The sequence below is a fragment of the Sphingobium sp. TomTYG75 genome, from assembly GCF_054771635.1.
The window spans coordinates 1,334,020-1,355,204 of sequence record NZ_BSRE01000001.1 but is presented as its reverse complement, the minus strand read 5'-3'; the positions used below and the strand labels follow the sequence as shown (position 1 = coordinate 1,355,204).

General features: G+C 63.4%; 22 protein-coding genes. 9 read left to right on the top strand and 13 right to left on the bottom strand.

Annotated features, from left to right (window positions below):
• The first annotated feature begins 30 nt into the window (after nt 1-30).
• The gene (locus tag ACYU81_RS06870; protein ID WP_460986971.1) at nt 31-1,554 is read left to right on the top strand and encodes a lipopolysaccharide biosynthesis protein; all 1,524 of its coding nucleotides are present in this window, start codon (nt 31-33) and stop codon (nt 1,552-1,554) included.
• Between the two features lie 61 nt (nt 1,555-1,615).
• On the opposite strand, the gene ACYU81_RS06865 is transcribed toward ACYU81_RS06870, so the two are convergent.
• A complete protein-coding gene (locus ACYU81_RS06865) occupies nt 1,616-2,620 on the bottom strand; it encodes an adenosine kinase (protein WP_460986970.1) in 1,005 nt (334 codons plus the stop codon).
• A 109-nt stretch (nt 2,621-2,729) separates the two neighbouring features.
• Between ACYU81_RS06865 and ACYU81_RS06860 the strand changes: the two genes are divergently transcribed.
• Both ACYU81_RS06860 and ACYU81_RS06855 read left to right on the top strand, forming a co-directional pair.
• A complete protein-coding gene (locus ACYU81_RS06860; RefSeq protein ID WP_460986969.1) occupies nt 2,730-3,398 on the top strand; it encodes an EI24 domain-containing protein in 669 nt (222 codons plus the stop codon).
• Complete coding sequence (locus ACYU81_RS06855) at nt 3,395-3,763, top strand: hypothetical protein (RefSeq protein WP_460986968.1); 369 nt, start codon at nt 3,395-3,397, stop codon at nt 3,761-3,763. Before ACYU81_RS06860 ends, ACYU81_RS06855 begins: the two co-directional genes overlap by 4 nt.
• 1 nt (nt 3,764) lies before the next feature.
• Here ACYU81_RS06855 and queG read toward each other — a convergent pair whose 3' ends face one another.
• Nucleotides 3,765-4,814, bottom strand: coding sequence for a tRNA epoxyqueuosine(34) reductase QueG (gene queG, locus ACYU81_RS06850; RefSeq protein ID WP_460986967.1), 1,050 nt, complete (start codon nt 4,812-4,814; stop codon nt 3,765-3,767).
• 22 nt (nt 4,815-4,836) lie between these two features.
• Here queG and ACYU81_RS06845 point away from each other — a divergent pair, with 22 nt between their 5' ends.
• Genes ACYU81_RS06845 through msrB form a run of 3 tightly spaced genes read left to right on the top strand, consistent with a single transcriptional unit; the run spans nt 4,837 to nt 7,478 of the window.
• Nucleotides 4,837-5,796, top strand: coding sequence for an ABC transporter ATP-binding protein (locus ACYU81_RS06845; RefSeq protein WP_460988131.1), 960 nt, complete (start codon nt 4,837-4,839; stop codon nt 5,794-5,796).
• Complete coding sequence (locus ACYU81_RS06840) at nt 5,796-6,992, top strand: ABC transporter permease (RefSeq protein WP_460986966.1); 1,197 nt, start codon at nt 5,796-5,798, stop codon at nt 6,990-6,992. Before ACYU81_RS06845 ends, ACYU81_RS06840 begins: the two co-directional genes overlap by 1 nt.
• A gap of 9 nt (nt 6,993-7,001) precedes the next feature.
• Nucleotides 7,002-7,478, top strand: coding sequence for a peptide-methionine (R)-S-oxide reductase MsrB (gene msrB, locus ACYU81_RS06835; protein WP_460986965.1), 477 nt, complete (start codon nt 7,002-7,004; stop codon nt 7,476-7,478).
• Here msrB and ACYU81_RS06830 read toward each other — a convergent pair.
• The 10 genes from ACYU81_RS06830 to htpX form a co-directional block, all read right to left on the bottom strand.
• Entirely contained in the window at nt 7,459-9,303 is a 1,845-nt protein-coding gene (locus ACYU81_RS06830) for a hypothetical protein (RefSeq protein WP_460986964.1), read from the bottom strand. The two genes, msrB and ACYU81_RS06830, sit on opposite strands and share 20 nt — an antisense overlap.
• Nucleotides 9,266-9,679, bottom strand: a complete 414-nt coding sequence (locus tag ACYU81_RS06825; RefSeq protein ID WP_460986963.1) for a GtrA family protein — start codon at nt 9,677-9,679, stop codon at nt 9,266-9,268. Before ACYU81_RS06825 ends, ACYU81_RS06830 begins: the two co-directional genes overlap by 38 nt.
• A gap of 9 nt (nt 9,680-9,688) precedes the next feature.
• Nucleotides 9,689-11,215 carry an NAD(P)/FAD-dependent oxidoreductase gene (locus ACYU81_RS06820; protein ID WP_460986962.1) on the bottom strand — a complete coding sequence of 509 codons (1,527 nt, stop codon included), beginning with the start codon at nt 11,213-11,215 and terminating at the stop codon, nt 9,689-9,691.
• Nucleotides 11,216-11,328: 113 nt separating this feature from the next.
• Nucleotides 11,329-12,918, bottom strand: coding sequence for a bifunctional phosphoribosylaminoimidazolecarboxamide formyltransferase/IMP cyclohydrolase (purH, locus tag ACYU81_RS06815; RefSeq protein WP_460986961.1), 1,590 nt, complete (start codon nt 12,916-12,918; stop codon nt 11,329-11,331).
• Between the two features lie 96 nt (nt 12,919-13,014).
• On the bottom strand, nt 13,015-14,784 hold the full coding sequence (locus tag ACYU81_RS06810) for a heparinase II/III family protein (RefSeq protein WP_460986960.1): 1,770 nt from the start codon (nt 14,782-14,784) through the stop codon (nt 13,015-13,017).
• The gene (gene rpe, locus ACYU81_RS06805) at nt 14,781-15,443 is read right to left on the bottom strand and encodes a ribulose-phosphate 3-epimerase (RefSeq protein ID WP_460986959.1); all 663 of its coding nucleotides are present in this window, start codon (nt 15,441-15,443) and stop codon (nt 14,781-14,783) included. The genes ACYU81_RS06810 and rpe overlap by 4 nt, the downstream gene beginning before the upstream one ends.
• 91 nt (nt 15,444-15,534) lie before the next feature.
• Nucleotides 15,535-16,020 (bottom strand): diguanylate cyclase, encoded by a 486-nt coding sequence (locus ACYU81_RS06800; RefSeq protein WP_449474413.1) that lies wholly within the window; start codon nt 16,018-16,020, stop codon nt 15,535-15,537.
• A gap of 53 nt (nt 16,021-16,073) precedes the next feature.
• The gene (locus ACYU81_RS06795; RefSeq protein WP_460986958.1) at nt 16,074-17,381 is read right to left on the bottom strand and encodes an RsmB/NOP family class I SAM-dependent RNA methyltransferase; all 1,308 of its coding nucleotides are present in this window, start codon (nt 17,379-17,381) and stop codon (nt 16,074-16,076) included.
• Nucleotides 17,382-17,418: 37 nt separating this feature from the next.
• The gene (locus tag ACYU81_RS06790; protein WP_460986957.1) at nt 17,419-17,733 is read right to left on the bottom strand and encodes a hypothetical protein; all 315 of its coding nucleotides are present in this window, start codon (nt 17,731-17,733) and stop codon (nt 17,419-17,421) included.
• The gene (gene htpX / locus ACYU81_RS06785) at nt 17,733-18,692 is read right to left on the bottom strand and encodes a zinc metalloprotease HtpX (RefSeq protein WP_460988130.1); all 960 of its coding nucleotides are present in this window, start codon (nt 18,690-18,692) and stop codon (nt 17,733-17,735) included. Before htpX ends, ACYU81_RS06790 begins: the two co-directional genes overlap by 1 nt.
• Nucleotides 18,693-18,739: 47 nt before the next feature.
• On the opposite strand from htpX, the gene ACYU81_RS06780 reads away from it, so the two are divergent.
• From ACYU81_RS06780 to ACYU81_RS06770, 3 genes are all read left to right on the top strand, one after another.
• Nucleotides 18,740-18,913 (top strand): DUF1674 domain-containing protein, encoded by a 174-nt coding sequence (locus ACYU81_RS06780; RefSeq protein ID WP_196224799.1) that lies wholly within the window; start codon nt 18,740-18,742, stop codon nt 18,911-18,913.
• A gap of 195 nt (nt 18,914-19,108) precedes the next feature.
• Nucleotides 19,109-19,537 carry a hypothetical protein gene (locus tag ACYU81_RS06775; RefSeq protein WP_196224798.1) on the top strand — a complete coding sequence of 143 codons (429 nt, stop codon included), beginning with the start codon at nt 19,109-19,111 and terminating at the stop codon, nt 19,535-19,537.
• An 86-nt stretch (nt 19,538-19,623) separates the two neighbouring features.
• Nucleotides 19,624-20,523 carry a UTP--glucose-1-phosphate uridylyltransferase gene (locus tag ACYU81_RS06770; RefSeq protein WP_460986956.1) on the top strand — a complete coding sequence of 300 codons (900 nt, stop codon included), beginning with the start codon at nt 19,624-19,626 and terminating at the stop codon, nt 20,521-20,523.
• A 74-nt stretch (nt 20,524-20,597) separates the two neighbouring features.
• Here the strand turns inward: ACYU81_RS06770 and ssb are convergent, their stop codons facing one another.
• Nucleotides 20,598-21,164: a single-stranded DNA-binding protein gene (ssb, locus tag ACYU81_RS06765; protein WP_460986955.1), complete on the bottom strand. Its 567-nt coding sequence runs from the start codon at nt 21,162-21,164 to the stop codon at nt 20,598-20,600.
• Nucleotides 21,165-21,185: the final 21 nt, after the last annotated feature.

The following is a 21,185-nucleotide window of genomic DNA, read 5'->3' as shown; positions in this document are numbered from 1 at the left end:
TTTATTGTTTACCGTTCGGCAACAGAGAATATGACGCGACAGGGGGATCCACTTTCTTTGCCGACTGAGCAGGCTTCCTCCGCGCAACAGGATGACATCGCGGCGCTTGCCAGAGGTGGCCGGACGAACATTTTCGGCTTTCTTCTGCGCCTGGCTGCTCGCCTCCCTTTCCTTTTCATCGCTGGCCGCTGGTATGGTGCCGATGCGCTAGGCCGTTTCGCCTATGCTGTCCTTGTCGTTGAATTCATCGCGCAACTGGCGACGCTGGGGCTGAAGCGCGGTCTGGCTGGCGCGCTGGCTCAAACCGAGCGTCCGCACGGCCATGTCGTCACGGACGCGATGCTCGTGACGCTGATCGCCGCCTCGTTGGGCAGCTGCATACTGGTTGCCTTCCCTCAAGCGATGTTCCCAAACAGCGGCATCAATGGCCTTGACCGCTTGCTGGCGCTTATCGTGATAGCCGTTGCAGGGTCAGACGTTGCACTCGCCGCCTGTGCTTATCGTTTTGACATAGGGGCAACAGTTCGTGCCAGGTCCATTATAGAACCCTGGGCTATCAGCATCGGCGCTTTCGCCTTCGCCTTTTATTCCACGCGCGATGGCCTGATCCTCTCCTACGTCGTTTCCATGATTGCGGCGTTCGTCGCTTCCATCATCCCCATGACCCGCCACTATGGCATACCCTATGGATGGCGCCCCGACTTCGGCAGGCTTTGGCGTCTCGCGCGCCGCAATTTGCCGCTCGCCGCCGCCGATGGCGTGGAATGGGGATCGCGTCGCCTTGACCTCGCCATTCTGGGCCTGTTCGTCAGCCCCGCGATTGTCGGCGTATATTATGTGGCGCAGCAGGTCGCCTCATTGCCGCAAAAGCTGAAAACCAGCTTCGATCCCATTCTGGGGCCGGTCATTACCCGCAACCTTGCCGAGGGCAATCTTGCCGCCATTGCGCGGCAGGTCAGCCAGGTGGGCTTCTGGATCATCGCCGCGCAGGCCGGTATCGCCCTTGCGCTGGGCATCCCCGGTGAGGCGGTGATGGGGCTAGTCGGGCCGCATTTCGTTGGCGGCACCGGAGCGCTGGCCTTTCTCCTGCTGGCGGAGGTCGTCGCGGCCACTGCCGTAGTCAGCGAATCCGCGCTGGTATATATCGCTCGCCACCGCAACCTGATGATTTCGCTGTTCATGATCGGATTGCAGGCCGCGCTCAGTTTCGGACTCATATTGCTTGCGCGCCGATTTCATTTGCCTCCAATGGCGATAGCAGCGGCACCGGCTCTCGCGCTCACCATCGCGCTGGGGGTTGGCGCGCTGGTGAAGGCGCGCCTTTTGTCACATCTGCTGAAGGCCAAGGTAAATGCCTGGCGCTGGCCATTGCTCAGCGCATGTGGCGCTGCCTGCATCGTGGGCGCCGCCTTCGTCGCTCTGCCGCCCGCACTGGAATGGATCGAACTTGTTTTCGGTGTGGGGACGATTTTGGCGGTCTACGGCTTTGTCATTTGGCGATGGGGCTTCGGCCCCGATGACCGGGCCTTGTTCCGGCGCCAGAAGGCCGCCTGACCTAAGCAGAGCTTAGGCGGCTTGGATCTTCCCGGCCGATGCGGATGAGCGTTCCGCGGTCTTACCGCCCCAGCTTCGCCCGGATCATCTTCAGATCCTGCTCGGGCCGCGCGCCCCAATGGGAAATCACTTCGGCTGCGGCTGCTGCGCCCAGTTCGAGGCAGTGATGCACGTCCAGTTCCTCGATATGACCGGCAAGGAATCCTGCGGCGAACAGGTCGCCTGCACCCGTGGTGTCGATCACCTGCGCAACAGGCGCCGCAGGCACCTCGTAGCGAACGCCGTCCACCACAGCGATCGCGCCCTTTTCGCTGCGCGTCGATATCAGCACTGGCACGCGTCCGGCGAATGACGCCACAGCTTTGTCAAAATCATCGATCTGCGCCAGCGACTGAATTTCATGCTCGTTGGAAAAGAGGATGTCGATCAACCCCTGATCGATGAGTTGCACGAAATCGTCCCGATGGCGTTCAATGACGAAGCCATCGGACAGCGTGAAGGCCACCTTGCGGCCCGCCCCCTTCGCGGCGTCGATGGCGGCACGCATGGCAGCACGCGGCTGTTCAGGATCCCACAGATAGCCTTCCAGATAGAGGATCGAGGCTGAACGGATCAGGTCGAGGTCGAGCGCTGATTCCGGCAGAAACTGCGACGCGCCCAGAAAGGTGTTCATCGTGCGTTGAGCGTCGGGCGTCACCAGGATCAGGCAGCGCGCGGTGGGCACCTCGCCCCCCACCGCTGGCGTGTCATAGCGGATACCGAGGGCGCGTACGTCATGGGTGAACACGTCGCCCAACTGGTCGTCGCGCACTTGCCCGATGAAGGCGCAGCGCTTGCCCAGTGCCGCGAGGCCAGCCAGCGTGTTCGCCGCTGATCCGCCGCTGACCTCTTTACCCGCGCCCATATCGGCATAGAGCGCCTCGGCCGTCTCCGCGTCGATCAGCTGCATCCCGCCCTTGGTCAGCGCATGTTCGGCAAGGAACGCGTCATCGCTAGGGGCAAGGACGTCGACAATGGCATTGCCGATCGCGACAACATCTAGCGAGGGGGCAGCAGCAGCGGTCACGCGATATCCTTACTCAAAGGCTCAAAATCGCGCCGTGTCTATCGAGCCGCGCTGCTGCGTGCAATGTTGCAGATTGACCATGCGTGCAGAGCGCGGAATAGCGTGCCTAATGGTGATCGCCGCCGCCCTTCGTGCCTTTCCCGTCATCTTCCATCGGGCTGCTCTGCGCCTGTTGGCCAAGACGCTCATGCTGACGCTGCTGATCTTTGCGATGGCGGGACTAGGTCTTTGGACAGCAGTCCACGCAACGCGCGCATATTTCGGCTGGAGTGGTGGTGGCCTAGCGGAAGCCGCCGTAATGGCTATGAGCCTGGTCGCGCTTGCATGGCTGCTCTTCCGGACCATCGCCATAGCAGTCATGAACCTGTTCGCCGACGACATCGTGGCTGCGGTCGAACGGGACAGCTATCCCGCCGCCGCAGCCGCCGCGCGGCCCTTGGGCTTCGCGCCTAGCTTGCGGCTTGCCCTCGCTTCGGCCGCCCGCACGGCTGGCTGGAACTTGGTGGCGCTGCCGGTCTACCTCCTTCTTCTGGTCACCGGCGTCGGCACGGTCCTGCTTTTCCTGGCGCTTAACGCCTATCTCCTGGGTCGCGACCTCAGCGATATGGTGGAACAGCGGCATCCGGGGCTCCCGCCGATCCCTCGCCTCGGCCGGTGGCTCATGGGTCTCGTCTCGGCGCTTATGTTCCTCATCCCCTTCATCAACTTGCTTGCGCCTGTTTGGAGCGCGGCTATGGCGGTGCACATGCTGCATGGCGTCCGGAACAAGTCACGATGAAAGCCCCCCAACATATCTTTTCGGTCTTGCTTGCGCTGCCATTGGCGGCTTGCGGCGGGTCGATTGTGCCGCCAGCGCCGATGCGCCCGTCTCCATCTGGGCCGCCCGCCAGCGCCTTCATGAAATCGGGTCCGCTCATGGGAATGGACGTGCGCCACCTCGTCCAGCAATTCGGTACGCCGCGGCTTGATATCCGGGAAAGCACCATGCGTAAGCTCCAGTTCGCTAACGGGCGCTGCGTTCTGGACGCCTATCTTTACGCGCCGGCTCGCGGCAAGGAGCCTGTTGTCACCCATGTCGATGCTCGCACCCCCGCCGGGGCCGATACAGATCCGGGCGCCTGCGCTTCAGCGCTTCGGCGATAGGTCAGGGCGCGGACAGCCGCTCCACGGCCCACGCCGCCGCTTCCGCCACCACGGGATCGTCATCAATCAGCAATGGGTGCAATCGCGCCAAAAGACGAGGGTCGCTACTGTTACCCGCCGCTATGGCCGCGTTGCGGACCATCCGGTTGCGCCCGATCCGCTTGATCGGCGACCCTGAGAAAACCTCCCGAAACCCCGCATCGTCCAAAGCCAGCAGGTCGCCAAGTTCAGGCGCAGCCAGTTCGGCCCGTCCGAGAAACGCCCGGTTTGCCGCTGCCGCATCAGCGAACTTGTTCCACGGACACACCGCCAGACAATCGTCGCAGCCGTAGATGCGATTGCCGATCTTCTCGCGAAACTCGGGCGGGATCGGCCCCTTATGCTCGATCGTAAGGTAAGAGATGCAACGCCGCGCATCCACGACATAGGGGGCAGGAAAAGCATCGGTAGGGCAGGCCGACTGGCAGGCCGTGCAACTGCCGCAATGATCCACTTCGGGCAGGTCGGGTTCCAGGGCCAGTTCGCTATAGATCGCGCCCAGGAACAGCCAGCTGCCGTGCGCGCGGCTGACGAGATTGCTGTGCTTCCCCTGCCAGCCCAGACCGGCCGCCGCCGCCAGCGGCTTTTCCATCACCGGCGCGGTGTCCACGAAGACCTTGAGGGCGCTCGCCTGCTCCTCGACCAGCCAGCGAGCAAGGCTCTTCAGTCCTTTTTTCACGACGTCATGATAGTCGCGCCCCTGTGCGTACACGGAAATGCGTCCACGATCCCCTTCCTCTGCCAGCGTCAGCGGGTCGCGGCCCGGGGCATAGCTCATCCCCAGCATGATGACGCTGCGTACGTCGGGCCACAGCGCGCTGGGTGAGCCGCGCTGCTCCGCGCGCTCCTCCATCCACAGCATCTCGCCATGACAGCCATCGTCCAGCCATTTGCGTAAGCGCCGCCCGGCCTCGGGCGCGGCGTCCGCGCGCGCGATGGCACATGCGGCAAACCCCAGCCGCTGCGCTTGCGCCTTCAGGCGCTGTTCCAAGGTTTCGGTTTGCGTTGGCATGCTGTGCGACTATCAGGAGTGGATGATCCGTAACAATCCGGCTCCCCCTTCGGCCTATGCCGTCGAAGGCCATGCTCTTGTCAAGACATTCGGCAAATTCCGGGCAGTCGATGGCATCGACCTCGCCGTTCCCACGGGCTCCATTTACGGCATTCTCGGGCCTAACGGAGCGGGCAAGACGACCTTGCTCCGCACGCTGCTCGGCATCATCGATCCCGACGAGGGTTCTCGCCGACTGCTGGGGGATGATGTCCCGCTGCGTCAGGCGCGGGCCATCGGCTATCTGCCCGAGGAGCGGGGCCTCTATCCCTCGATGAAGGCGGCGGAAGCGATCGCGTTCATGGGCGCATTGCGCGGGCTGCCGCTAAAAACAGGGCGGCAGCGCGCACGCGAGATGCTGGCCGAACATGGCATGGGCAGTTCGATCGACAAGCCGATCCGTCAACTGTCCAAGGGCATGGCGCAGACCGTTCAGCTATTCGGCACGATCGTCCACGAGCCTCGGCTGATAGTTCTCGACGAACCTTTCTCCGGGCTCGACGCGATCAATCAGGGCAAGCTGGAGCTACTGATCCGCGATCAGGCTCGGCGGGGCGTCACCATCCTCTTTTCCACCCATGTCATCGCGCACGCCGAACGCCTCTGTGAACGCATCGCCATCGTCGCGGGCGGGCGCATCAGGTTCGAAGGATCGGTGGGTGAGGCGCGTGACAAGCTACGCCCGCAGATTCGCCTGCGGACCCGCGCGAGTGATGGCAGCTGGCGCCGTGCCTTGCCTGCTGAAACGCTGGCGGCCGATGGCGCATGGCATTTTGATCTGCCGGATGAGGGGATCGAGCCGCTACTTCGTGCTTTGCTCGACGGGCAGGCGGGCATCGAAAGTCTCTCGATCGAACGGCCCGGCCTGCATGACGCGTTCGTCTCCATCGCGGGTGCCGCCGCGGCCCAGCAGATGCAGGATGCGGAAGAGGAGCCCGCGTGATGAGCGAAGTTCTGCGCGCGGCTCTGGTCATCGCCCGCCGCGATTTTTCCGCCGTTATCTTCTCAAAGACCTTCATCCTGTTCCTGCTCGGCCCCTTGTTCCCGGTCGTGATCGGCATGGCGTTTGGCGGCTTGGGTGAAAAGATCACGACTGAAAGCCTGCGTCCCACCGTCGGCATCGCCATGGCGAAGGAAGATGCGGTGCGCATGGAACGTGCCCATGACGTTCTGGCCGCCCGATTGGGGGCGGACAACCTCCCTCGCCTGCAACGCGCGCCTAAGGGAGTGCCGCGCGCCTTGCTTATGCGGCCCGACGCCCGCTTCATCGCCATCGTGTCGGGCACGATCACCCATCCTGTGCTCACCGGCAAAGCCGACGATCTCGCCATGCTGGAAGGCGATATCAGCCTGCTCGCAAGCGCGGCCGTCGCTGGCGAACAGCTACCCCACGTCCGGATCGAGAAGCAGCTTGTTACAGCCAGCGCGGGCGCGGAAGCGCAATCGCGACTGTTGACGGGCCGGGCCGCGCAAGTCCTGATATTCCTGCTCACCATGCTCCTCGCGGGCATGGTTCTTTCCAATCTTGTGGAGGAAAAAACCAACAAGGTGATCGAAATCCTCGCCGCTGCCGTCCCGATCGACTCCGTTTTCCTGGGCAAGCTTATCGCCATGCTGGGGATGAGCTTCGTCGGCATCGGCTTCTGGGGGGCGGGGGTCGTGCTGGGCATCCGGATTTTCGCGGGGCCGGACATCGCGCCGCCTACTCCTGCGGTTGGATGGCCCATGTTCCTGCTGCTTGGCGGCGTCTATTTCACCATGGCCTACGCCTTGCTGGGCTCGTTATTCCTGGGCATCGGCGCGCAGGCCGCAACCGTGCGGGAGGTGCAGACGCTCAACATGCCGGTCACCATGGCACAGATGGGCGTCTTCTTTTTCGCGACCTATGCGGTTGATCATATGGGCTCCGCTCCAGAGATTGGCGCGATCACCTTCCCCTTCTCCTCGCCATTCGCGATGATCGCGCGGGCGGCTCAGGACGCAGCGCTATGGCCCCATATTCTTGCGATCGTCTGGCAGGCCATTTGGGTCGCCGCAATCATCCGTCTGGGCGTTTGGCTGTTCCGTAGGCATGTGCTGAAATCAGGCCATGGCAGCAGCCGGAAATGGTTCAGGCGGCGCTCAGCCTCGGTTGGTTAGGTAGACGGGATGACACGGCGGGATCTTCTCAAAAGTGGCGCCTGTGCGGTAGCCGCTCTCGCCTTCTGGCGATTGGGCATGGAAGAGGCTGCCGCCGCTTATCCCTTTACCCTGACCGATGCTGAATGGCGCAAGCGCCTCAGCCCGCTTGCCTATAATGTGCTGCGCAAGCAGGCCACCGAACATCCCTTCACCAGTCCGTTGAACAAGGAACATCGCGCGGGCACCTTCAAATGCGCGGGTTGCGACCAGGCACTGTTCAGTTCAAAGACCAAATTCGACAGCGGCACAGGCTGGCCGAGCTTCTGGGCGCCCTTGCCCCGTGCCACGGGCACATCGCGAGACCTGTCCCTGCTTTATCCAAGGATCGAGGTTCATTGCACCCGATGCGGAGGTCACCTCGGCCATGTTTTCGATGATGGACCGCCGCCCACCGGGAAACGCTATTGCATGAACGGCGTGGCGCTCAGTTTTTCGGCGGCATGATCCTGTAGACACGCAAGGACGTCATCCCCTGAAGCCTGACGGGCTTCAACCAGTCGGGATGTCCACCCTTGTCCAAAATCATTGCCAGGCTGCCCGGATGTTCCTGAGCATAATGTCTGAACTCATTTAGGCTGGGACAAGTCACCAGATAGTCTGGTCCCCTGCCACTATTCAAAGCCGTCAGAATAGCCCGCGCCTTTGCTGGCGGCGCGGTAAAGCCCTCGACCACCGCCGTGATTCCGGCCGCATTCCGGTGATGCGCCGTGCCGATTACGTCGTGGGGGGTGCGGATCAAGATATCGGGGCCGATGTCCAGGGGAGCAAACAGCGTCGATCGGGGCAACTGCCGCAATGGGCTCAACGCGGCGGCAGTCCGGCATTCACCTGCAGGCGTGGGCGATTTCTCCTCTTTCTCCGCGCTCGCCGTCGCTGCGATCCAGAGCGCGCACAAGGCGGCCGGGGTGAGCAAGGCGACCGCCGAGGACGCGAACACCCTCGGGATCGTCGCAGTTTTCTGCTGCGCACGGCGGAATAGCCTCAACATCAACCAGGCCATCCCCGGCAGCGCCAGTACATGGGCGACCGACATCGCCCGCATCACGAGCATGGCGACCAGTGTCGCCCCGGTCAGAAGAAGCGCCACAGCCAGCCAGCGATCGCGCGCCTTGGCCGTATCGGCAACTCGCGCCGCCATGATCGACCCGGCCAGTCCCGCGAGCGGAGGCAGCAGGATGAGCCCCATCATCGAACGGCCCTGTTCCCAGATCGGGCGGCCTTCCATGACATGCAAATACCAGAGTTTATAAGCGACGGGTCCCAGCGACTGGAAAGGATCGCCGGTCAGGCAAGACTTGCCAGTGATGATGAACAGCGCAGCGGCGGCCAATGCGCCCGTTCCTGCGGCGGCGAACCGTCCAGTCGCGGAAACGGGGGCGGCGATGCGGAAGACAATCGGCGTTACGATCGCAAAGGCGATCAATGGCCAGATATAGGCCGCCGAAAGGGCATCGCATTGTGCGTGCGCCAGCGGCGCCATGCCGCGCAGGACAGCCAGCAGCAGCAGCGCGGCACTGCCCAGAGTCAGCGCGTAGGCTACAAAACGGGGCGTCTCATCTCGATCTCGCCACTGCCGCAGCGCCAATACAGCCGCGAACAGGGCGGCATAGGGCAGTCCTTCGCTCGAAATCTGTAGCCACACGGCCATGGCCGTGCCTGCGACCACGCCGCCGCGTGCAGGCCTTATATCCATGGCACCGGCAAGCGCGATCGTCGCCATCAGGATCTGCCAGCCATGGTGATCGATCCGCAGCGGCCCGAACTGCACAAGGATGGTCGGCGTCGTCAGCATAAGCACCGGCGCCAGCATCGCCGCCGGTTTGCCCGCAATACGAACAACGGCAACATGCAGTGCCCATGCCAGCGCACCCAACGACAGCAGTGGAACCGTCGAGCAGGCGATCACTTCGGCCAGGTGGCTGCCCAGGATCGGCTGCAACAGCAGGATTATCGCCGCGATCGGCATATCGACGATCCGCGACCAATGCATGGGTCCGCCAAAGGGCGGGTTCACCCGATGCTGACTGACATCCAGAAAGGCCTGGCCGCCGAGCCAGTCGCGCACCTGCTGAAGGCGCATTGCGTCGTCCGGATCACGAAAGCCCAAAATGTCTAGCTGGTCGCGGGCCAGCCACAACAGAATGATGGAACAGCAAATCCAGGCAAGGATGAGCCAGCGGGCACTAGGGGTGGTTGTCCCCCCAATGTCGCGGGTAAATCCCGTGCGGATCTTAGCGAGCGGCGAAGACGCCATATTTCCGGATCGCATATACAGATAGAAAGCTGGCGGGGATGGCGAACAGCTTCGCAAGCGCCGGAGCCATTCCGGCGGCTCCCAGAACACTGATAAGACTGGATGTCACGGCGATACCCACCACGGCGCTGACCGCAAAGCCCAGACGCTGCCGGTTCGTCGGGCCGACAGCCGAAGGAAAAACGAAACGAACACTGATCAGCCAGTGCAACAGCAGGCCCGATGCATAGCCGATGGCCCCCGCCATCGTAGGCGGCACATCGAACCGCAGCAGCGTCAGGAACAGCAGCATGTCGCCGCAAAGCGCGCAAAGGCTCGCCAGCAAATAGCGGACTAAGGTGAAGCGGACGGTGAGGGCGCTGCTCAGATGGCCAAGGTTCATCAATGCCATGACTGCCGGTTACGCGGCCTTCAGGCGGCCGGGCACCCGCCGCACGCTCCCCAGCGCCGCATTCTGCCCGATGGCTTCTTCGCCTTCCTCGCCAGCCTCATGATATTCGGCATCCTCGTTGACCGCCCAGATGTCGAACTGCCGCTCGCCAGCTTCGATGTTCCGCACCGTCAGCATGGCGGTCATCATCGCATGATCCTGATTATTATAGCGGTGCATGCCGTTACGGCCGACCAGATGCAGCGTCGGGTAGAGCTGCTCGAGTTCCGTTCGCATCTTCAGCACATTGGCGGCATAATCATCGTCATAGACGGGATAGGCCTTCTCCTGACGGACAACTGCTCCCCCCACCACATCGGCAGGATCACACAGCCCCAGTATCGCCATTTCGCGCTTGGCGAGCTCGACCAGGGCATCGTCGTTCGATGACCACAGGCCGTCGCCCTCAAAGCAGAAATATTCAAGCCCGACGCAGGCGAGCGACGGATCGGGCACCATTTCCGGAGACCAGCTGCGGAAATTCTGGATGCGGCCGACCTGAACCTTCGAATCATGGATGTAGATCCAGTTGTCGGGAAACAGGTCCTCCGACTTGATCATCAGCGCGACGGTCAGGAAGTCGCGATACTTAAGCTCCATCGCATTGCCGAGCGTCGCGGGCAAAGGATGAATGCGGCCCGCCAGCTCACGCATCGGTGCGGAACTGATAACATGACGCGCCTTCAGCAACACTTCGCCCCCGGGACCCTGAGCGACCATCTGCCATTGGCCGGTGCCTTGGTCGTGCGACAGCTGCTTGAGGCTATGCGCCATCAGCACCTTGTTGCCGCCCTTGACGACGAAGTCCCGTGCCGCTTCCCACATCATGCCGGGGCCAAGGCGTGGATAGCGGAAGCTTTCGAGCAGGGTCTTGGCCGCCATGCCATCATTGGGCCGCTTGTTGAGACCCATCGAGCGTTTCAGCCCATCCTTTACCGCGCCCCAGAGCGAAAGGCCCTTGATCCGCTGCGCCGCCCAATCAGCCGACATCTCGTTGCAGGGCATGCCCCAGACCTTTTCGGTATAGGTTTTGAAGAAGATGGAGAACAGCTTGTGCCCGAACGCATTCACCGTCCAATCCTGAAAGGATCGGACATTGCGGTTCGGCCGCAGCCTGGCCTTCGCGAAACTCGCCATGCATAGCGTCGATCGCCACACGCCAAGGTTCCACAACGCTTCAAAGGCACGCAGCGGATAGCTGTAGAATTTGCCCTCATAATAGATGCGGCTCATCCGGGGGCGCTGGATGAAATCATTGGGCAGGATCTCATTCCAGAGATCGACCACCTCTTTCGACTTGGAAAAGAAGCGGTGGCCGCCAATGTCGAAGCGGAAGCCGTTCAGTTCAACAGTCCGGCTGATCCCGCCGACATAGCGGGGGTCCTTCTCGATAACAGTGACCGAATAGCCCTTTTTGGTGAGCAAATAGGCCGCAGTCAGGCCTGCCGGACCCGCGCCGATGATGGCGACATCCACATTCTGGTCGATTTCCGGCATGCAATGCCCCCCGATAGGCTAACTTCTATCATCGGAATTGGCGGAAATCATCTAAGGAATGGTTAATGATCAGGTAAGCATGGCGGGGAGGTGGACCGCCCCGCCAGCCCCTCTCAATGGCGGAAGTGCCGCATGCCGGTGAAGACCATGGCGAGGCCAGCTTCGTCGGCCGCCGCGATGACCTCGTCGTCCCGGATAGATCCGCCCGGCTGGATCACTGCCGTCGCGCCTGCTTCGACCGCCGTCAGGAGGCCATCGGCAAAGGGGAAGAAGGCGTCGGACGCGACCGCCGACCCGATGGTGCGGGCTTCGCTCCACCCCGCCTTTTCAGCGGCATCCTTGGCCTTCCACGCCGCGATTCGCGCGGATTCGAGGCGGTTCATCTGCCCCGCGCCGATGCCAGCAGTGCTGTTGCCCTTGGCATAGACGATGGCGTTGGATTTCACATGCTTGGCGACGGTCCAGGCGAACAGGCAGTCATTCAGCTCCTGATCGGTGGGCGCGCGCTTGGTCACGACCTTCAACTGATCGCGCGTGATGCGGCCGTTGTCGCGGCTCTGCACCAGCATGCCACCGGCAATGCTCTTCATCATCAACCCGGTCCGCGCCGGGTCGGGCAGTTCGCCCGTCAGCAGCAGGCGGAGGTTCTTCTTCTTCGCAAAGATCGCCTTGGCTTCCTCATCGGCGTCGGGCGCGGCGACGACTTCGGTAAAGATGCCGCTGATCGCTTCGGCGGTCGGGCCGTCGAGCGGGCGGTTGACGGCGATGATACCGCCAAAGGCCGAGACGCTGTCGCAGGCGAGGGCGGCTTCATAGGCTTCGATCAGCGTATTGCCGGTGGCGACGCCGCAGGGATTGGCGTGCTTGACGATCACTACGGTCGGCGGGCCGTCACGGAACTCGCTGACCAGCTCCAGCGCGGCGTCGGCGTCATTGTAATTATTGTAGCTCAGTTCTTTGCCCTGGATCTGCTTGGCCTGGGCAATGCCGTTGGCGGAAGGACCGACCGGCAGATAGAGCGCGGCCGACTGGTGCGGGTTCTCACCATAGCGCAGGGTCGTGTCCAGCTTGCTCGAAACCGCCAGCGTCTCCGGGAAGGCGACGCCCTGATCGGCGAAAGCGAACCAGCTGGCGATCATCGAATCATAGGCGGCGGTAGCGGCATATGCCTTGGCCGCGAGCATCCGGCGGAAGTCATAGCTGGTCGCGCCGCCCTTTTCTGTCATCTCCGCGATCAGACGGGCATAGTCGGCGGGATCGGTGACGATGGCGACGCTCTCATGGTTCTTCGCGGCGGAGCGGACCATGGAGGGACCGCCAATATCGATATTCTCGATGATCTCCTCGCGCTCTGCCCCCTTCGCGACCGTGGCGGCGAAGGGGTAGAGGTTGACGACGACGAGGTCGATCGGGCCGATCTCATGCTCGTTCATCGAGGCGACGTGATCGGGATTGTTGCGGACGGCGAGCAGGCCGCCATGAACCTTGGGGTGCAGCGTCTTGACCCGGCCGTCCATCATTTCCGGGAAGCCGGTGAGGTCGGAAATATCCTTCACGTCCAGCCCGGCATCGCGCAGAGCCTTGGCCGTGCCGCCGGTGGACACCAGTTCGACGCCATGTTTGCCCAGCGCCTGACCCAGTTCGATGAGGCCGGACTTGTCCGATACGGAAAGGAGGGCGCGTTTGATGGTGACGTCTGACATGATGCTTCCTGCTGTTCGAAGTGCCGCTCAGGCTTGCCGCAGCCCTCTAGTCCTGCCGGGCCGATGCGGCAAGGACAGGATTCGGGGTAAAGGGCCTTAGCTCATCCGCTTGAAGAGCCAGCCGATGGTCGATCCGCCGGGCAGTGCTTCGGCGGTGATGACCAGTTGGCGGGTCTCATGCGGGCGGCCTTCCCCGTCCACCCAGAGGCTTTCCTCGATGGCGAGCTTCCCGGCATTGGCGCGGAACTGCCAGATGGGTCCCATCTCGATGCGCAGCAGCGCGCCCATGCCGTCCGCCGTGGCCGTCGGTTCGACTCCGGGGGCGAGGTGAAAGCGTAGCTCGGCGGGCAGCTTCACCGGCCGACGGCGGCGCGCGGCGGGCGTCAGCATGTCTTCGCCCCGGATTTCGCGGCCATCGATGCTGACGAGCAGCAGGCGGCGATGGACATAGCCCATGCGCCGCACATAGCCGTCATGGCTGATCTCTATCCGGCTGCCGCTTTCCTGCTCCTGCCGGTGAAATTCGACTTCGGTGACGCCGCGTCCCAGCGTGCCGTCGGGGAGCAGGGCGGTGGAATTGCTATTGTTCAGCACCAGTGTGCTGTGCGCCGCCGTGGTGCGCAGGCCCTGTGCGAGGCCGCCGGGCATCCATGCGCCTTCAAGCGCCGCGCCGCCGCAATTGACGATCAGCCGCTGCGGCCCGTCGCTGATCTCGATCGCGGTGGTGGAGGCGCATCCCGCCTCGGCCAGTCGGGCGACCGGCGGTGGCGCAGCATCGATCTGGACGATGGTCGTGCCCGCGACGAGCCGCTGATAGCCCCAGTCGCTCGCTTGTCGCAGCGGACGCGCACGCACGCGGCTCGCCCGGATCACGGCTTCTATGATGGCGGGATCGATCGCGCCCGTGCCCTGCCAACTGCCAAGCCCGCCATCGCCATGGGTAAGGCTTAGCAGCGCGGGAACCATTCGCCCCTGCGCTTCGGCGAGGAAAGGCGGCACCTGTTCGCGGCGAACATCATAAACCGCCCGCACCATTGCCAGCAGCATGATGGCGTCCAATTGGTCACTGGGCGAGCGCGAGACAATGCCGCCATCGCCATGAACCGTGTTTTCGATCGCGCGCTTGAGACCCGCCTCACCGAAAATCTTGCGGGCAGCGCCACCCGGCAGCAACATTGATGCCGCAACGATCCCGCCCCAGGCCACCAGACGCGGGAGGCCAAGCGGCGCCTTGTCCGCGCCGCGATCTAGATGCCGCGCCGTCCGTGCGATGCAGTTCAGCACCAGCGAGCGATAGACCAGATCGCTGGACGACAGGATAAGCGGCGCATGAGCCGACCAGAAGAGTAGCCGCCAACCCGCATTGTCGGCGCGCCAGGCGGGTTCGCTGGGCGTTTCGGCATGCACGTCTAGCCATTTGCGCAGCACGGCTTCGGCGATGGGCGCGCCCTGTTCCCGCGTCGCCGCCGATGACAGGTCGCGCAGCCAGGCGAAGCTGTGCAGATAATCGGCGAATGCCGGGATGACAGTCAGGCGGTCGAAATCCAGCGTGTTGAGCGGCTGCTTCAGTCCGCGAAACAGGAAATAGCCTGCCCGGATTGCCTGGCCAGCCTTCGCATCACCCGCAATCTCATCATCGGGCACCGCGAGCAGTTTGAGCGGATATTTCCCCTTCAGCCGCCGTCCGTGGATCGGCGTCTTCCAGCTCATCAGGTAAAAGCGGTTGGCGACCCGTTGAGCCAGCGACAGGCCCTTGTCATCCGCGACGCGGATGAGGCGCTTGCCCTGTTCGATTCCGTTTTCGGCTGGTTCTGATTCCGCCGTATCCGCAAGCGATGGGCTGGGGATGCGCCGCCTGTCGCTCACCCGCCCTTGAGCTTCCGGATATTGTCGGCATAGGCGGAAGGCCCGCCACGGAAGGTTGCGGTGCCAGCGACCAGCACGTCCGCGCCCGCTTCGATCGCGCGCGGGGCAGTGGTGAAATCGATGCCGCCATCGACCTGCAGGCGAATGTCGCGCCCGCTCTTGTCGATCATCTTGCGGATCGCCTCAATCTTGCGCAGCTGATTTTCGATGAAGCTCTGCCCGCCAAAACCGGGATTGACGCTCATCACCAGGATCAGGTCGATATCATCGATCAGATAATCGAGCATCTTGGCCGGGGTGCCGGGGTTCAACACTACGCCCGCCTGCACGCCCAGCGACTTGATATACTGGATGGAGCGGTGAATGTGCGGCCCGGCTTCCGGGTGGACGGTCAGGATATCGGCACCTGCCTGAGCGAAGGCGTCGAGATATTGGTCCACCGGAGAGATCATCAGGTGAACGTCGAACGGCTTCTTGCTGTGCGGGCGCAGGGCCTTCACCACGGCCGGGCCGATCGTGATGTTGGGTACGAAATGGCCGTCCATCACGTCGATATGGACCCAGTCGCAACCCGCCTCGTCAATCGCGCGGACCTCCTCGCCCAGGCGGGCGAAGTCGGCGGAGAGGATGGAGGGCGAGATAAGGATAGGGCTGGTCATCAACAGTCGGCTCTAGCCGCGCCTTGGGTCAAGGGCAACGGCGCAGTTCGACCTTATCCACAGGCTTTTTCGGCGCTCGTTGGCGCGGGATTCAGGGCAGGTTGAAAATAGTGGGATCAAGGCCGCGTGACGCCACCGATCCGCGCGGCAAAAACTGCTTCACGCCGTGGAGCGCGACGACATGCGCGCCCTCCAATATCGGGGCGGCGATGAGGCGCATGGTGCATTCGCCGCCGTCGAGCGGCCGTATATCGACGTCCACGGTGAAGCCGCGGCGATGGCGAATGGCATAGGCGCGTAGCTGCTCCATCGCCTCGCGAGAATCGGGTTGGTAGAGCGATGTGGCGAGCGGGCGCTGAACCGTCATGCCCCGTTCCAGGCCAAACAGATCATAGACGCCGCCTGTCCAACACAGGCTGTCGTCGTCAAGATTGCAGTGCCATAGGCCAATGCCCCGCTCCGCCAGCGCCTGATCATCGCGCGCGGTATGATCGTCGAGCGACACCGAGGCGAGATGCTGGTGCAGGTCGTAGAGCGGCCAGCTATGGTTCAGGGCAAGGGGCTCGGTCGGGCGCAAGCGATGCCTTTCAGACGTTGCCAGATCTCAGTTCTTACAGGGTTGATCTTAATTCATTGTGGCGCGCGGGCAAGCCGGGCAACGAAAAATCCGTCCGTTCCGCCTTGGTCGGCCAGCGTCTCGGGCAGGGTGCGCAGCCAACCGTCCGGACGGGGGGGCAGGCCCTGCGGCAATTCGGCCACGTTCGCGCTCTGAATGCTGAAATCGGGATGGGCGTGAAGGAAGGTTTCCAACTGATCTTCGCCTTCCGCTCGTTCCAGGGAGCAAGTGGCGTAGATCAGGGTGCCACCGGGCCTTAGCCATTGGGCCGCGCGGCTCAGCAACTCCGTCTGTAACTCGGCAAGTTCGGCAATCTGGCGGCCCCCAATGCGATGCAGCACGTCGGGATGGCGGCGATAGATGCCGGTCGCGGTGCAGGGGGCATCGAGCAGGATGGCGTCGGCGGGGGTGGCGGGCTCCCACTGGCGCAGATCGGCTTGAACGATCGTGGCGGAAAGGCCGGTGCGCGACAGGTTTTCGCTCAGCCGTTCCAGCCGCTTCTTCGACTGGTCGATGGCCGTCACCTGCCACCCTGCGGCGGCGAGTTGCATCGTCTTGCCACCGGGCGCCGCGCAGAGGTCCAGCACCGTGCGGCCCTCGCCTTGGCCAAGAAGGCGCGCGGGGCAAGAGGCGGCGATGTCCTGCACCCACCAAGCGCCCTCGGTGAAGCCGGGAAGCTCCGTCACCGATCCGTGATCGGGCAGGCGGACATGGCCGGGCGCAAAACTTTCGCCGCCAAGCTTTTCGGCCCAGCTCGCGGTTTCTGCCGGGTCGCGCAGGGTGACATCGACAGGCGGGCGCACGGCATAGGCGCGCGCGGCGGCAGCGGGCATGTCACTGCCCCACTGGCTTTCCCAGCGCGCCACGACTTCGTCCGGCAATGTGGGTGGATCGGGGAGGGTGGGTGTGGCGCGCGTGACAGTGCCGAAGACGCCATGGACCAGCTTGCGCGGGCCGCCATCGACCAGCGGCAGCGCGGTCGCAATGGCGGCATGGGGCGCAGTGCCGAGCGCCAGCACCTGAATGAGGGCGATGCGCAGGACCATGCGGGCCTTGGCATCCGGGGGCAGCGGCTGGCGGGTAGCGCCGTCGATCAGCGCGTCGAGATCGGGCAGGTGGCGCAGTGTCTCGGCGGCGATGGCATGAACGAGCGCCCGGTCGGGAGCGGGCAGGCCCTGTGCTGCGCCATGCAGCGCCAACTCCAGCGGATCGCCCCGGCGCAGGACGGCGTCGAGCAGGCGCAAGGCGGCGCGGCGGGCGGGGAGGCCGGGAATATCTGTGGGTTGGGGGGCTAATGAGAGTTGGGCAGGGCGGCGGGGCATCAGCGGGCCCTACGCGTTTTCCCCTCTAGGGTCACCTTTAAAGAAAATGAGTGACGATAATGCCGACCAGCAGAAATAATCCTATCCAGCTGCCGATGCCGACCCATAGTGCTACCCAATCCGACCGGCGGGGGCTGGCGCGGACGCCTTTCGGCACTGTCCGCAATGAGGAAGGAATGCGCTTGGCGCCCAATGTCGTGACAAAGATGACGCGCCGCCCCACGCCATGAAAGAATCGCGCCGTGTGACGGGAGAAGATGTGCTCGACGGTCAGGTCGATCACCAGCCCACCCGCATGTCGGAATAGCGCACCCGCGACTTCGGCTGCGGCCTCGCCAATCACGTCTACCATTAGCGCCCGTTTGGATTGAGCGCGCTCGACCGGCGGCGCGGTGGAGCTGCGACAGGGTTGAGTGCCGATACGGGGATGGTGGAGGGTGCGGGCACGCCCATTTCCTCCAGCGCCGCGATGCGCTTTTCGGTCGCGGGGTGGGTGGAGAAGAGTTCGCTCACATGAACAGGGACGATGTAGAGCTGGGCGGCGGCGGGATTGCGCTCGGCCACATGGTTCGGGATCATCTCCGCCTTACCGGAAATCTTGGCGAGCGCGGATGCGAGTGCGCGGGGATTGCCGCTGATCTGCGCTCCTGCGGCGTCAGCGCCATATTCGCGCGTGCGGCTGATCGCCATTTGCATGATCATCGCGGCGAAGGGCGCGACGATGACCGCCATCAGCGTGGCGAGGATGTTGCCATGTCCATTCTCTTCATTGCCGCCACGGAAGAACAGCCCGAAATTGGCGAGCATCGAAATGGCGCCCGCGATCGTCGCGACCATGGTCATGATCAGCGTGTCGCGATTCTGCACATGGGCGAGTTCATGCGCCATCACGCCCGCCACTTCCTCACGGGTCAGCATAGACAGCAGGCCCGTCGTCGCGGCGACGGCGGCATGTTCGGGATTGCGGCCCGTGGCAAAGGCGTTGGGATGCGGCTGGTCGATCAGGTAGACGCGCGGCATGGGAAGACCCGCCCGCTGGGCAAGATCGCGCACCAGCCCATAATATTCGGGCGCGCTCTGCGCATCCACCTCCCGCGCATTGTGCATCGACAGCACAATCTTGTCGGCGTTCCAGAAGGTGAACAGGTTCATGCCCGCCGCAACCAGCAGCGCAATCATCGCGCCGCCGCTGCCGCCCAGCGTATAGCCCAGCGCCATGAACAGCGCCGTCATTGCCGACAACAGCATCACCGTCTTGAAACCGCTCACTTGTCTTCCACTCCTTTGCAGCCCAGATAGCGGGGCATGCATGAATATGGGGTTGCCGGTGCGGCGCCACAATCGAAAGGCTTTTGGACATGGGAACATATAACGGCAAGCGTCCCGCGCATGTGAAGCCGCCCGCTCATCTGTCGAAGAGCCCGCCGGTGCCTGCGCCCGACCCGATCGACCACCCCTCGCGCCACGAGGAAGAATTGAGCCCCGTCCGCTACGGCGACTGGGAACGCAAGGGAATCGCTATCGATTTTTGAATCTCGGCGACTGACCTTCGATCGGTTCATCGCTGATTATGCACGTCTTCCGCTGGCCTGTGCCCTTGCTGCGAGCGGCGCGGCGCGTTCCTCTAGCCTTTGCTACCCGCTTCCGTGCAGGATTCAGCGGGGCGAAGGAAGAAAACAGAGCCGGGGTGGGTCGTGAATCATATAGCCGAGATAAAGGTGAGGGCGGTGTCTGAATATGCGCCGGAAGATGCGGCGCTGCTTTGTGCCGTGGGTCGTCTGGTCTGTGCCTGGACGATGCTGGAACAGAGTCTGGAGGCGAAAATTGCCATGATGCGGGAAGCAATGGGTGACGTGCGGACTGTCGGCACCCGGATGCGCCCGGGCATGGCGAAACTGATGACCGAGCTTCGGACGATGGTGGCGATGCGTGACAAGCGCAACGCCAGCGCGCTCAAGGAGATTTCGGATATCGAGCGACACATGCAGAGGATCGATCGCTTCCGATCGCTCATCATTGGCGGCTTTCAGCAGCCCGCGCCTGGCGGCTTTACGTGCCGCGACGCGCGGAACAATCACACTCATGTCTCGCTTGATCATCTCGATGCGGAGATATCTTCGCTCGAAACGGTGGCGCAGCGCCTGCTGGCCGTCTGACCGGGCGAGGTAACCCTCCCGCTATGCTTGACCTTTGACGCGTGGAGGGCGAAGCCTGTCCGCGCGTCTAGCGAGAATGGAGTACCATGCCCTACAAGCCTATCCGCAAAGCCGTGTTTCCTGTCGCAGGCCTCGGCACGCGCTTCCTGCCTGCTACCAAGTCGGTGCCCAAGGAACTGTTGCCGGTCGTTGACCGCCCGCTGATCCAATATGCTGTCGATGAGGCGCGCGAGGCGGGGATCGAACAGATGATCTTCGTGACCGGGCGCGGCAAAGGCGCGATCGAGGATTATTTCGACATCGCCTATGAAAGCGAAGCCACCCAGCGAGAGCGCGGCAAGGACCTGTCAGCCCTGGACGGCACGCGCCTTGCGCCCGGCAACGCGGTGTTCTTGCGTCAGCAGGAACCGCTGGGCCTGGGCCATGCAGTCTGGTGCGCGCGCGACATCGTCGGGGACGAACCCTTCGCTATCCTGTTGCCCGACGAATTCATGAAGGGCGCGCCGGGACGGGGCTGCCTCAAGCAGATGGTCGATGCTTATAATCAGGTCGGCGGCAATCTGGTCTGCGCGCTTGAAGTGCCGATGGCCGATACGCCGAGCTATGGCGTGATCGATCCGGGCCAGCGCGATGGCGCGCTGACCGAGGTCAAGGGGCTGGTGGAAAAACCTGCGCCCGGCACCGCGCCCTCCAACCTTATTCTGCCGGGCCGCTACATCCTGCAACCTGAGGTCATGAAGATTCTCGCGACCCAGGAAAAGGGCGCGGGCGGCGAGATCCAGCTGACGGACGCCATGGCATCGATGATCGGGCAGCAGCCCTTCCATGGCGTGACCTTCGACGGCCGCCGCTTCGACTGCGGGTCAAAGGCCGGCTATATTGAAGCGAACTTGGCGCTGGCTTTGGAACGCGAAGATCTGGGCGAGCATATCCGCAAGTTCGCACTGGCTGAACTGGGCGCGACAGCGATTGCTGCTGCTGCCTGAGCAGATGCCCCAACGGCAAGAAAAACGCCCCGGCTTGCGCTCGGGGCGTTTTTATTGGAAGAAGAAGCGCCTCCTCAGAACGGCACTTCATCATCCAGATCATTGTCGAAATTCGGCCCGCCAGCGCCGCCCCGTGTACCACCGGACGAGCGCCCACCGCTGCCGCCGCCAAAGCCGCCACCGCCGCTGCCACCGCCGAAATCGTCATAATCGCCGCCAAAGCCGCCCGAGCTGGCGCCCCAATCACTGCCGCCGCCCTGCGAACGACCACCGCCCTGGCCACCACCAGGCGCGCCGTCGAGCATGGTCAGCACCGCGCCCGGCCCCTGCAAAACTACTTCGGTGGTGTAGCGGTCGTTACCCGACTGATCCTGCCACTTACGCGTGCGCAGCTGGCCCTCGACATAGACCTTCGATCCCTTGCGCAGGAACCGCTCGGCTACGCCCGCCAGACCTTCGGAAAAGATCGAGACGCTATGCCATTCGGTGCGCTCCTTGCGCTCGCCGGAATTGCGGTCCTTCCAGCTTTCGGACGTGGCGATGCGAAGATTGCACACCTTGCCGCCATTCTGGAAGCTCTTCACTTCCGGGTCAGCGCCCAGATTACCAACCAGAATGACTTTGTTGACCGAACCCGCCATATTTCCTCCGATACTTTGGAG